The following is a 10,301-nucleotide window of genomic DNA, read 5'->3' on the forward strand; positions in this document are numbered from 1 at the left end:
TAATGTTAATATTCAGTAAGTTACAACTGCACAACGCAGATATTAACGAATAAAATATTTAATGCGTCTGCCCTGACTATTAGGTTTATTTAAACATTGGTATATGTCATGTGATTATACGGCATTTGTCATCCGACCGTATGATAAGTGTCGTATAATCACATGACAAATGTCACGCAATCGTTATAATAGCTTCCTTGCATCGTTATAATAGCTTTCTTGCATCGTTATAATAGCTTTCTTGCATCGTTATAATTGTTTCCTTGCATTGTGCGAGTCACAACAAAATCTTTTATTAATTGAATATCAACGAATTAAGTACATTAAAGAATGTAACTGCTAACGATTTAGAAACGAGCTATATTCTTTTTCTTTCACAACTTTGCAATATACAAAACGCTTCGATTACATGTGCAAAGATAAATCTAATTTCTGAAAAACTTATAAGTTTGCTTGCCTTTTTGAGGTTTTTTAAGAGTTTTCTGATGGTTTAAGGTGAAAGTGATTCATTTTATTGCTAATAAACTATAAAAAGACTGAGAAAATTCTTTTTATTGGTATTAAATTTGTATTTTTGCAAAAAAGAAACTCATAGCAATATGGCAAGTAAGAATTTAAATCGAATAAAAGTTGTCCTTGCAGATAAGCAACGGACAAACAAATGGTTAGCTGAACAATTGGGAAAAGACAAAACAACCATATCCAAATGGTGTACCAATTCAAGCCAACCAGACTTGGAAAGTTTAATGAAGACTGCTAAGCTTCTTAATGTGGAAGTTACTGAACTTCTTAGGACAAACGTTATTGAATAAAAAACTACGAACATGGCAATACCAAAATTTGAGGATTTTCTTTATCCATTTCTTTATCGCTTAAAGGATATGGATAATGTTAGTATCAAGGATATGAAAAAGTCCATTATAGAACATTTTCATCTTTCCGAAGAAGATTGTAAGTTGAGAACAAAAAGCGGCTCAACCAACCAACTTGACGATAGGCTTGGATGGTCTCGTCAATGGCTTCGTCGTGCCTTGTTCATAGAAATTCCTCAAAGAGGTATTTATAAAATAACAAAACGAGGAGTAGAATATTTGCAAAATCATACTGATTTAAGGCAAACAGATTTGATGAAATATCCCGAGTATGCAGAATATGCTACAACCTCGTCTGGAACAACAAAGAAAACGGCAGCAAAGGTTATTGAGGAATTAGAAGAATCCAAACAAACTCAGACTCCAACAGAACAGTTAGAAAATGCTTATCAAAGTATCATAAAAGACTTAGCAGCTGACTTATTACAAAAAGTATTAGAACAGTCGGCGCAATTCTTTGAGCATTTAGTTTTGGATTTGTTGCTAAAGATGGGTTATGGTGGCTCTCTGTCTGATGCAGGAATGGTAACAAAGTATTCCCATGATGACGGAATAGATGGCATAATTAAAGAAGACAAGCTTGGATTGGATAAAATCTATATACAAGCAAAAAGATACAATACAACAAATACCATTGGCAAGCCGCAAATTCAACAGTTTGTGGGAGCACTTGATGAGCAAAAAGCAAGTAAAGGTGTATTCATTACAACAAGTTCTTATAGTTCTGAAGCTCGAAAGTATGCTGAAGAAAAAGCAAGTAAGAAAATAGTTCTGATAGATGGACAAGAACTTGCGAGATATATGATTGAATATAATGTAGGAGTTAGCTTAAAACGTGTTTATGAGGTAAAGCGTATCGACTCTGATTATTTTGAAGATGACAACAATGACTAAACAATATAAGTTTGTAGATTTATTTGCTGGATGTGGCGGTCTGAGTTTGGGGTTGCAACAGGCAGGATTTACTCCATGGTTCGTAAATGAAATCGTGGAGCAGTTTTGTAATACCTACAAATTCAACCATGACTTGAGTGATGAGCACTATTTTGTGGGAGATATAGCAGAACTCAACTTGCATCTCGACGAATATAAAGAAATATTATCAGATATAACTTTGGTATGTGGTGGACCGCCTTGTCAAGGGTTCTCTATGGCTAATCGCCAACGCATATTGGACGACCCTCGTAATGCGTTATACAAGCAATACTTGATATTCTTGAAAAATATTCGTCCAAAGTTCTTCATTATGGAAAATGTAAAAGGAATGATGAACAAAATAGAAGAGATTAAACAGAATTTTGAGGAATATCTTGGCGACGAGTACCAATATGATTATGCTCTTTTGAAAGCACAAGATTATGGCGTACCACAAAATAGAGAACGCTTCATAATGATAGGCAACAGGGTTGGTGTAGAACCAAAGTCAATTTTTGAAGAAATATTCAAGCATAAACGCAAGCCTTTTATATTGAAGGATGCTCTTGAAGGACTTCCCCACTTAATTGCCAAGAAAGAAAAGGGTTCAAAGGGTGTGGAATGTGCAGAGTCTGGCTTTACAGAGTGTGATTTCTCATATATTAGGAATGACTTCTATAAATTTATCAATGGCAATAGGGAAATAACAAAACTCTATAATCATAAGAATCGTTACAACAACGAACGAGACATTGAAATATATAGAAGATTACCACAAGGTGCAAACTCCCTGCATGAGTCTATCGCTGACATCATGCCATACAAAAGAAGGAATGACATCTTCAAGGACAAATATTTCAAGTTGGATGAAACTCAAATCTGCAAGACTATAACTTCACACATGAAGTTTGATTGTAATATGTATATCCACCCTTGGGATGCAAGGGGATTAAGTCCTCGTGAAGCAGCACGTATTCAGACATTTCCTGATGATTACGTGATAACGGGTTCTCAAAACATGTGGTATGCACAAGTGGGAAATGCCGTTCCAGTAAAACTTGCCAAAGCCATAGGTGATGGCATCATGAAATTTATAAAATGAGACATTTAGAATTATTTGCGGGTATTGGTGGTTTTAGAAGAGCTATGGATTTGCTCACACAAGACCACATTATGGATTTTCATTGCATTGGCTATTCTGAAATTGATGTCAAGGCAGTGAAAACTTATTGTGCTAATTTTCACCCAGAAACTGATGATGAGTTGGCAATGGGAGATATCGTCGAATTTACCAGCAATAAAAATAATATAAAGAATCTGCCAAAATTTGATTTGGTATCAGGTGGATTTCCTTGTCAAACTTTTAGTATGATGGGAAAGCAAGCAGGCTTCAATGAAGACCGTGGACAAATGTTTTTTCATATCATTGATATTCTTGCTGCAAAGAAGCCACGATATGTGCTTCTTGAAAATGTGAAGAATCTCAAATCACATGACAAAGGCAGAACATTTGCACGTATAAAACAAGAATTGGAGACTTTGGGATATAAAGTATTTACTGACATCTTTAACACAGCGCAATTCCAATTGCCACAGACTCGCAACAGACTTCTGATTTTTGCAACAACAGAGCCTGTTCCTGCAAATTTTGAAAAGCTGTTTACTTGTGATAATATTGCTGCAACATTTGAACAAGTGTATCAAGGATTAGGAACATACCATTATCAAAGTGTCAATGACATATTGAGCTTGGAGGTGGATAAGAAATACTTTCTGTCAGAGAGAATCAAGCCTACTCTGTTGGCTGACGGTTCTGCCAACTTCAAGTCGAAATCAGACATTAATATGAGTGTCGCTCGTCCTTTAACTGCAACGATGCACAAAATGCACCGTGCTTGTCAAGACAACTACTATAGTCAAGATTTTATAGAATCACATGGTGCCATCAATCCAGTCAAGACTATGTCTAAAGAAGAATTGGCTCTACTGCCAATCCGAAAATTGACACCAGAGGAGGCTTTTATGCTACAAGGTTTTCCTGCAAACTTTGCTATCAATGGTAGAAATGCAGGAGTGGCTGATGGTTCCCTGTACAAGCAAGCAGGTAATGCTGTCAGTGTAAATACAATTTATGCTGTTTTGTATTATCTCATAACAAACAAGATTATTCACGAGTAAGGTTAATATTCATAAATATGGAAGAAATAGTAAAACACATCAATGAGACCAATGCCAGCTATCGCCCATTGGGAGCTGGTGATGCCAAGAACACAGACTTGTTCTTAGACAATGAGCATTACCAACTCTTTGAGGGTGCTGGCGAACATATAACTGTACGATACTACAAGGAGAATCTTGCAAAGGCGATATTGTTTATTGCCTCTATCTTGCCAAGAAAATTTGACCAATCATCTGTACATTGCGTGATTCCATATACCAAAGAGTTTGTCATCAATCAGCTGGCTTTACTTGACGCTTTGTTTGTTGAAGCTGGGAAATCGGTAGAGACAATTACCCAAGAGTGGAATGCTCGTAAGGATGTGCCTCAAAAAAATGGAAAGATAGATACTCGTTTCTACTTCAATGGTTTACTGAAAGAGGTTACTTATACAGACAGTAAAGGAAACGAATGTAAAGAAAAATTTACCATCCGCAATTATTTTGCAGGTGGTTATTCTGAATTACATATCAAAAAGGCTGATGATGGCATTTTTGACATCGAGATTACAAATGTAAATACCCCTTATGATGATGGGAAAGAAGATGGATTGGAAGAAAAAGAAGTGATAGCTAAACCTTCTTTGTCTTTGCAGCAAATCTTTTATGGTGCACCTGGTACAGGAAAGTCGCATACAATCAAGGAGGAAACAAGGGAGTCAGATGTGATTCGTACAACATTCCATCCCGATACAGACTACTCAACTTTTGTTGGAGCCTACAAGCCTACGACAGCATTACTCCCTATTTGCGACGAACTTGGACAGCCAATGAAAATCGGCGCAACAACATTACATAAAGAGCAAATAGTTTATGAGTTTGTGGCACAATCATTCTTGCAAGCATACGTCAACGCTTGGAAGAAATATGACAAGGGCAATAAGCAATACCTTATTATTGAAGAAATCAACAGAGGTAACTGCGCTCAAATCTTTGGTGACTTGTTCCAACTTCTCGACCGTAATGATTATGGCTTTTCTGATTATCCAATAAAGGCAGATTCTGATATGAAGCGACAGCTTCAAAAAGCATTTGCAGGATTGGCTATTGAGCAAAGTGACAAGATAAACGCTATGTATGAAGGTAAGGATATTGTGTCACAAGTGTTAAGTGGTGATATTCTACTCTTGCCAAACAACCTTTATATATGGGCAACTATGAATACAAGCGACCAAAGTTTGTTCCCGATTGACTCTGCTTTCAAGCGTCGTTGGGATTGGACTTACATGCCTATATCTAATGCAGAGATGCATTGGATGATAGAGGTTAATGGCTATAACTATGATTGGTGGCAATTCCTTGAAAAGACAAATGAGAAGATTGGCTCTACTACAAATTCTGAGGATAAGAAGCTCGGCTACTTCTTCTGCAAAGCACAGGATGGTGTTATATCAGCAAAGACTTTTGTCGGTAAGGTTATTTTCTACCTTTGGAATGATGTGTTCAAAGACTATGAGTTTGGGGATGCAATATTCAATGATGAGGATGGAAGCAAGTTATCTTTTGATAAGTTTTTTATATCAGAAGGAACAAAGTCTAAAATCGTTGAGGAAAAGGTTGCCTTGTTCTTGAAGAATTTAGGTATAGCTCCATTAGATATGGCTTTTATGGAAAATGAGAATGATTTTGCATCAAACAAAAATGACTTAACAAGATACTCTTTTGATGGCAAATCCAAACTAACAAAAGCAGCATTGGGTCTCTCTATAATGGAGAAATATCTGTCTGAGCACAAAGAACTCAACTATGAGGAAATAAAAACAACGTTCCCAAATTCCATGTTAGGCAAAATTCCTCATGCTCGGCTTATTGTAGAAGCATCAGAAGACCTCCAATCTTATTCACGTTATTATACAGGAATATATAAGACTTCCGATAATAAAGAATTTAAGATTTATAAGCAATGGACAAGAGATAACATCCAAAACATGATTGACTTTGCAAAACAGCAAGGATGGACTGTGAATATAGAACAATAAGAGAATTATGCGCATACTAATAGAAGAATATCAATACAACGTAGCCGACATAAAGGACATTCTTCACGGCATAGATGCTTTGGAAAATGTTGAAGGCAAGGTGTCTGTACATTATGTAGGGTATTTCTATAATACTCTACTGAAGGATTGTGTGTTTATTCTTCCCAAGGTATTGCTCAAAGACGTGGATGGTGAAGAGTTTGTGTTTGGAAAGCACACCCCAAAATCCATTGCCAACTTGGACGAGAACAATCCACTTGATGCAATAGAGAGAAACTTTATCTATAAGTTTGCCGTGTGGATTTATCGTGCTATTGTCGTTTACAAGAATGACAAACGCAACGATACTGATATTGTATATCACTCACAAATTGCCCAAGTTGGTAATGGTCAACGCAGATTGAGCAATACTTATCTTGACATTCTTCTGTCGTTGTTGCAATTTAACCGTGACAACCAGAGTTTCTTCTTTTTCATTGTGAAGAACTTACATAGTGGGTTGAATAAAATTAACTGGACTCGAACCATTGGTACACAAACTGCTATCGTACAAGATGGGCGACCTATTTACTTGAACCCTGTCAACAAGAAACGCCAAATCAACTTTGACGAAGAGTTGCTTGTTATCTTCTTCTCTATTTTGAATTACATTGGGGATACTTATGGCTTTCCTAAAGAAATATATTGTCAATTTCAGTTAATAACAGGAAAGCGATTCGAGACCTATTTGAATGGCTTTGGCAAAACACGTTTACGCCAAATCAAGTATAAATATTTCTCAGATAAGGCACTACAATTATGGCAGTTGTGCTACGCATTCTTTGATGAAGCAAGGCAAGTGTTCATAACGACTGAGCAGAAAGAGTATCTGTTGGTCAAGAATTTCTATATTGTATTTGAGGCGATTATTGACGAGTTGATAGGCGATAATCCTTTACCTGATGGCATGGAAAAGAAGCAGGAAGATGGAAAGATTGTTGACCACCTCTTTACCGCCAAGAGTCTGATTGAGAATGAGAATAAACAGACCTATTACATTGGCGACAGCAAGTACTATAAGATGGGGCATAAACTCGGTTCAGAGTCCATCTACAAACAATATACCTATGCAAGAAATGTCATTCAATGGAATCTTGACATTTTCAATAGTGGGAAAACTACTGAGTCTGGCATTCGACTCCGTGATGATGTGACGGAAGGATATAACATTATTCCAAATTTCTTTGTATCTGCAAAAATGGACGAAGAATTTAATTACACAAACGATGGAATCGAAAAGACAGACCGCAAGAAAAACCGTCACAAGCAAGTTCAATTCAACAATCGCTTGTTTGACCGTGATACTTTGTTGCTATTCCATTATGATGTGAATTTCCTCTTCGTTCTCTCGCTCTATGCCCGAAACAATACAGGTCAAAAGGAACAATGGAAACAAAAAATCCGTGGGCGTTTTCGTTCTGAAATACAAGAATGGCTACAGAAAGATTATGACTTCTATGCAATGAAGGCGCATCCCGACGTGAATGGTGAAGAATACATCAAGAGTCATTTTAAAGAGCTGCTTGGCAAGGTCTATACTCCATTTGCAGAAAATAATGTATATTCTTTAGCATTGGACACTACAAATGACAAGAACATAGCTGAGAATGAGCAACTGTTGAATGAGCTGAAGAAATATTTTTTCATTGCAGATTGCAAACTTGGCGAACAACCAGACAAGGTTCTGCAAAAACCTATATCCGAAGGATACTCACCTATTGCCGATGCAACAAAAGATGGTGTATTGATGGTGATGATGGAAAACTACGAAGGAAAGAAGCAGAAGTTTCTGACAGAAGGGAAACTTGCCGTCGGTATTAAATATACAAGAGATGGCATAGAGATTGCAGAGAACTTACAATCCATTGGATATGTGTTGTTCCATACTCGTAAAGATGTTGCTCAGCATCTATTCCGTGTAAAGAATGCACGACTTGTGAAATCTTTGGGGGAGTTGCCTATTGGTATATACAAGAATGTCAATACAACAGATATATATGTCGTGGTAGATGTTGATATGTCTAATGAAATGGATACTTCGAGCATACATTCCTCAAAGAAAGAGTATACTCCTACTACGAGATATGATGCCCAATTTTTTAAACTTTCTCAATTAACAAGATATGAATAGTAGACAAATAGAACAAATTGCAGTAAATGCAGTAAAAGATATTTTTTTACAAAGCGAGATTTTCAATCCGTGTATTCCAGATAATGATAGAGAACCTATTTGGGATGGTTTTATTTATATACAAAATAAAAATCAAACAACAATACGTATAGCAACACAAGTAAAAGGCAAAACCGCAAAGAAAATTTCAAAAACGCCCTCATATCCTATTCGTATTTCAGATTTAAATGCCTATAAGAGAGATGGAGGAGTTATATTTTTTGTTGTATTTATTACAGAAGAAGGAAATTTTGTATATCATGCAAAACTTGCTCCTATTGACATAGAAAGATACATCAAAAATGCCAAAGGAGGAGTCAAGGTTTCTGTAAAATTATTTACTTTTAGTACAAATACATTAACTATAGAAAATGATTTAAGAGATTTTTATCGTGATTGTAAAAAACAGACATCTTTTGTTGGCAAAAAAGTATTGTCGCTTGAAGAAGCTACAAAATCGAAGTATAAAATAACAATTACTGTTTCTGGTTGCGATTCAAAAGAAGAAGCGATACAAAAGATGATAAGTAAGCCTGTTTACCTGTATGCAGAGATTGGAGACAATACAGTACATACAGAATATCCAATTGGGGACCATCCTTTTTCTCTATATGCAGGAAGTCATTTTATGGAAGATGTATCAATTAATGGTAAAGTTTATTACAATGATTACCTTATGTATTTAGATGGAGCAACAACCTTTGTGAATATAGGTAATTTTCTAACTATCGAAATATCACAAATAGACAATAGTTATGTAGTAAACAAATTAAAATTTGAGAGTAAAAATTTCAAAATAGATACTCATATTCATGAATTAGAATTTCTTCGTGACTTAATTAAATATAAGATTTTAAGTTATGGAAAAAATAAAGTACAATTGAAAGATATATCAAAAACAGAAATAAAAAAGGTAGAACAAGAATACAAAATCTGGCATAGAGCCAAAATGCTATTTAATTTAACTCAGATAGCAGATAATGTCGATTTTAATTTATTTAGTGACGAAGATGCAGCATGTATAGATTTATTAGGAAAAGCCATTGTTGATGCCAAACCTATTGTCCAAGATCATGACTTGGACACAATAACTACAGCAACATTTGGCAAGTATACACTTTTATTGCTGACTCAAAAAATGCCTAATGGCAAATATAAAATACAAGAGTTCTTTCAAGGCATAGACAAGCTTGTTTTTGCTTATGAGAGTTCCAATGGGAATAAGTTGGCAACTTCTCCATTTACATTTATTTTTCAAAGAGATGATTTTACAAAAATTACAAATATTGATTATTCAAAACTAATTCCATCATATGAATTTGCAGCTCTTTATAATTCAGATATTTTTAATCGAGCAACAAATGATATGTTAATGGCATTACTTGCGTATGATGCACAGGTGCAGAAGAATTTCAAACTGCTGGAATCAATGGAAGAATTGTCTAATTGGATACTAAATAATGCATCAAATCACAAAATTAGCCATATTATTAACAAATTCCAAATTATAAAAAGAAAGCGAAACTTTACTACAGATGAGAAAGAAATGTTGATGGAAGTTTTAAACTTTCCAGAAATAAATTTTGATGAGCAAACTGCTATTCATTTGTTGTTGGATAATAAGACTATGGCTGAATGTTATTTTAAAAAGATGGAAACTGTCCAGCAAAACTTTTTTAAGTCTTTACCAATTTCATTTTTTATGAAATAAGGAAATAAAGACCGTGCCAAATATAAAATATATTTTTTGACACGGTCCCATTTTTTATCTTATAATCTTTTTGATTTCTTCAACTTCTTTTTTAAGTACGCTTGCTACACTATCCTTATATGCAGACAATTCTACCATCTCATGGTGTCGGCGAACAGAATCCTCATAAACTGCGACACGATTTCTCACAGCATCTATTACATTTTCATCTCGGTATACAGAGAAGTTCTTTTCTATGTAGCAAATATTTGGATCATCAGCAGGCAGAACCATCTTCAATGCCCTATATTTCAAGTCTGCCTCCTCCCAATCTTGATGCTCTCGCCATTGGGTGAGATTGCCCCAAATGGAGAGGACAAGAGACAGAGCCAAGCTACCAATGAAAAGAAGAACTTTCT

At 35.4% G+C, this 10,301-nt stretch carries 7 protein-coding genes and 1 pseudogene; 7 read left to right on the plus strand and 1 reads right to left on the minus strand.

All coding sequences use genetic code 11. From position 1 onward, the window contains the following. The first annotated feature begins 599 nt into the window (after positions 1 to 599). From DWV53_RS14190 to DWV53_RS14220, 7 genes are read left to right on the plus strand one after another with little or no spacing between them, the layout of a single operon-like run. Entirely contained in the window at positions 600 to 812 is a 213-nt protein-coding gene (locus DWV53_RS14190) for a helix-turn-helix transcriptional regulator (protein WP_118155193.1), read from the plus strand. Between the two features lie 12 nt (positions 813 to 824). Further along, positions 825 to 1,766: a restriction endonuclease gene (locus tag DWV53_RS14195; protein ID WP_118155196.1), complete on the plus strand. Its 942-nt coding sequence runs from the start codon at positions 825 to 827 to the stop codon at positions 1,764 to 1,766. After that, on the plus strand, positions 1,759 to 2,889 hold the full coding sequence (locus DWV53_RS14200; protein ID WP_259319004.1) for a DNA cytosine methyltransferase: 1,131 nt from the start codon (positions 1,759 to 1,761) through the stop codon (positions 2,887 to 2,889). Before DWV53_RS14195 ends, DWV53_RS14200 begins: the two co-directional genes overlap by 8 nt. Beyond that, on the plus strand, positions 2,886 to 3,965 hold the full coding sequence (gene dcm / locus DWV53_RS14205; RefSeq protein ID WP_118155202.1) for a DNA (cytosine-5-)-methyltransferase: 1,080 nt from the start codon (positions 2,886 to 2,888) through the stop codon (positions 3,963 to 3,965). Before DWV53_RS14200 ends, dcm begins: the two co-directional genes overlap by 4 nt. Before the next feature lie 17 nt (positions 3,966 to 3,982). After that, the gene (locus DWV53_RS14210) at positions 3,983 to 5,983 is read left to right on the plus strand and encodes an AAA family ATPase (RefSeq protein WP_118155205.1); all 2,001 of its coding nucleotides are present in this window, start codon (positions 3,983 to 3,985) and stop codon (positions 5,981 to 5,983) included. 7 nt (positions 5,984 to 5,990) lie between these two features. Beyond that, positions 5,991 to 8,153 carry an LlaJI family restriction endonuclease gene (locus DWV53_RS14215; protein WP_118155208.1) on the plus strand — a complete coding sequence of 721 codons (2,163 nt, stop codon included), beginning with the start codon at positions 5,991 to 5,993 and terminating at the stop codon, positions 8,151 to 8,153. After that, positions 8,146 to 9,903 carry a hypothetical protein gene (locus DWV53_RS14220; RefSeq protein WP_118155211.1) on the plus strand — a complete coding sequence of 586 codons (1,758 nt, stop codon included), beginning with the start codon at positions 8,146 to 8,148 and terminating at the stop codon, positions 9,901 to 9,903. Before DWV53_RS14215 ends, DWV53_RS14220 begins: the two co-directional genes overlap by 8 nt. A 54-nt stretch (positions 9,904 to 9,957) precedes the next feature. Here the strand turns inward: DWV53_RS14220 and DWV53_RS14225 are convergent. After that, positions 9,958 to 10,301 (minus strand): annotated as a pseudogene (locus DWV53_RS14225) (hypothetical protein); the annotation flags it as partial.

It is taken from the genome of Segatella copri (assembly GCF_003465495.1).
GTDB classification, from domain to species: domain Bacteria; phylum Bacteroidota; class Bacteroidia; order Bacteroidales; family Bacteroidaceae; genus Prevotella; species Prevotella copri_G.